Source organism: Bacillus sp. AFS059628 (genome assembly GCF_002571225.1).
Classification (GTDB): Bacteria; Bacillota; Bacilli; order Bacillales; family Bacillaceae_G; genus Bacillus_A.
Map to the genome: position 1 here is coordinate 54,986 of NZ_NVEC01000064.1, position 2,875 is coordinate 57,860.

Genomic DNA, 2,875 nt, shown 5'->3' on the forward strand with positions numbered 1-2,875 from the left:
AGTGCATTTTTATTATGATATTTTGTGAAATATTTCACAAAATAGACATACACAAATGAAATCATTTCATGTATATTAAGTTCATGAAATGTTACTCACGAACAAACTTGTGAAATGTTTCACAAACAATGAGGTTCATGTAGGAAAGCAACTCTATTTTTTTTTTGCGCTAATCGGGACTTATTATGACCTATAGGGTCTTATTTAGTCCAAGATAGCAGAATAGGAGGAATTTACATGGTAGTCAAAGAGAAAGTTGTAAATGAAATGCAGGAAGTAAAAGAGATGGTTGATACGTTAGTGAATAACGGTCGAAAGGCTTTACAAGCATTAGAAAGTTTTACACAAGAGCAAATTGACAACATTGTTCATGAAATGGCATTAGCAGGTGTTGATCAACATATGCCCCTTGCGAAGTTGGCTGTTGAAGAAACAGGTCGTGGTGTATACGAAGATAAATGTATTAAAAATATTTTTGCTACTGAATATATTTGGCATAGCATAAAGAAAGATAAAACAGTAGGGATTATTCACGAAGATCCTCATGAAGAAATAATAGAAATTGCGGAACCGGTCGGTGTAGTAGCTGGGGTAACGCCAGTAACGAATCCAACATCGACAACGATGTTTAAAGCATTGATTGCGATAAAAACGAGAAATCCAATTATTTTCGCATTTCATCCTTCCGCACAAAAATGTTCCATTGCAGCGGCGAAAACAGTATATGATGCAGCAGTGAAGGCGGGGGCACCAAAATATTGTATTCAGTGGATTGAAAAACCTTCTGTCGAAGCAACGAAACAATTAATGAATCATGAAGATGTTGCGCTTGTTTTGGCCACTGGAGGAGCAGGAATGGTGAAATCAGCTTATTCTACTGGAAAACCAGCGCTAGGTGTAGGTCCTGGTAATGTACCATGTTATATAGAGAAATCAGCGCGTATAAAACGAGCAGTTAATGATTTAATTTTATCCAAAACATTTGATAACGGCATGATTTGTGCATCAGAACAAGCAATCATTGTAGATAAAGAAATTTATGATGCTGTGAAAACAGAAATGATTGCAAATGATTGCTACTTTGTAACAGAGGAAGAGAGAAGAAAATTAGAAAAACTTGTTATTAATGAAAATACATGTGCGGTAAATAGTGATATTGTAGGGAAATCCGCACAGTATATTGCTGCATTAGTTGGAATTAATGTACCTGAAAATACAAAAATGCTTGTAGCTGAAATACAAGGTATCGGAGCAGCATATCCACTATCTCGTGAGAAATTGAGTCCAGTATTAGCTTGTGTAAAAGCAAATTCATTAGAAGAAGGATTTACATATTGCGAAGAAATGTTAAACCTTGGTGGTTTAGGACATTCAGCAGTCATCCATTCTGTAAATAAAGAAGTGCAAAAACAATTTGGATTACGTATGAAAGCTTGCCGCCTTATTGTAAATGCTCCTTCATCACAAGGTGGAATTGGTGACATATATAATGGATTTATTCCATCACTTACGCTTGGTTGCGGATCCTACGGGAAAAACTCGGTTTCTCAAAATGTAACAGCGACGCATTTATTAAATATAAAAAGGTTGGCAAATAGAAAAAAGAATATGCAGTGGTTCAAATTACCACCAAAAATTTATTTTGAAAAACATGCGACAGCATATTTAGCAAATATGCCTAACATTTCACGTGCATTTATTGTAACGGACCCAGGAATGGTTGAGCATGGATATGTAGATACGGTCTCGCATTATTTACGCAAACATGCAAATGATGTGAAAGTGGAAGTTTTCTTTGAAGTCGAGCCAGATCCATCAGATGAAACTGTTTTTAAAGGTGCGGAAATGATGAGAAGTTTTCAGCCAGATGTAATTATTGCACTGGGTGGTGGATCAGCTATGGATGCAGCGAAAGGGATGTGGCTTTTCTATGAGCATCCGGAAACAACATTCTATGGGATTAAGCAGAAGTTTTTAGATATAAGAAAACGTACATGTAAATATCCGGAATTAGGAAGTAAGGCACAATTTGTTGCCATTCCAACAACATCAGGAACAGGATCAGAAGTGACACCATTCGCAGTTATTACAGATAAGAAAAATAATATAAAGTATCCACTTGCAGATTATGAATTAACGCCAGATGTAGCAATTGTTGATCCACAATTTGTAATGACAGTACCACCACACGTAACAGCTGACACTGGGATGGACGTATTAACGCATGCAATTGAGGCGTATGTATCTATTTTAGCAAATGACTATACAGATGGATTAGCGTTAAAGGCCATTGATCTCGTATTTAAATATTTACCAAGAGCATTTAAAGATGGAAATGATGAAGAAGCACGAGAAAAAATGCATAATGCTTCTGCAATCGCAGGAATGGCATTTGCCAATGCTTTTCTAGGTATTAATCACAGTTTAGCACATAAAATTGGACCGGAATTCCATATTCCGCATGGGCGTGCGAATGCAATACTTATGCCGCACGTAGTTCGCTATAATGCTATTAAGCCAAGAAAACACGCGTTGTTCCCAAAATATGAGCACTTTGTAGCTGATGAACGCTATGCACATATTGCGAGAATGCTCGGGCTCCCAGCAAGTTCGGCGGCAGAAGGTGTGGAATCACTTGCCCAAGCAATTATTGAACTTGGAAAAAGCTTAAATATTAATATGAGTATTGCAGGACAAGGAGTAGATAAAGACCAATTTGAAGAGGTTGTTGGATTATTAGCAGAAAGAGCTTTTGAAGATCAATGTACGACAGCTAATCCAAAACTCCCCCTCATTTCAGAGCTGAAAGAAATTTATATGAAAGCATATAAAGGTGAGTAATGGTTATGAAAGAGTGAACTGCACCCCAATTGTT

1 protein-coding gene is annotated in these 2,875 nt (G+C 36.9%); it reads left to right on the forward strand.

What is annotated here, in order from left to right:
* Window positions 1–237: 237 nt before the first annotated feature.
* Window positions 238–2,841 carry a bifunctional acetaldehyde-CoA/alcohol dehydrogenase gene (adhE, locus tag COL05_RS21800; RefSeq protein ID WP_098670114.1) on the forward strand — a complete coding sequence of 868 codons (2,604 nt, stop codon included), beginning with the start codon at window positions 238–240 and terminating at the stop codon, window positions 2,839–2,841.
* Window positions 2,842–2,875 lie beyond the last annotated feature (34 nt).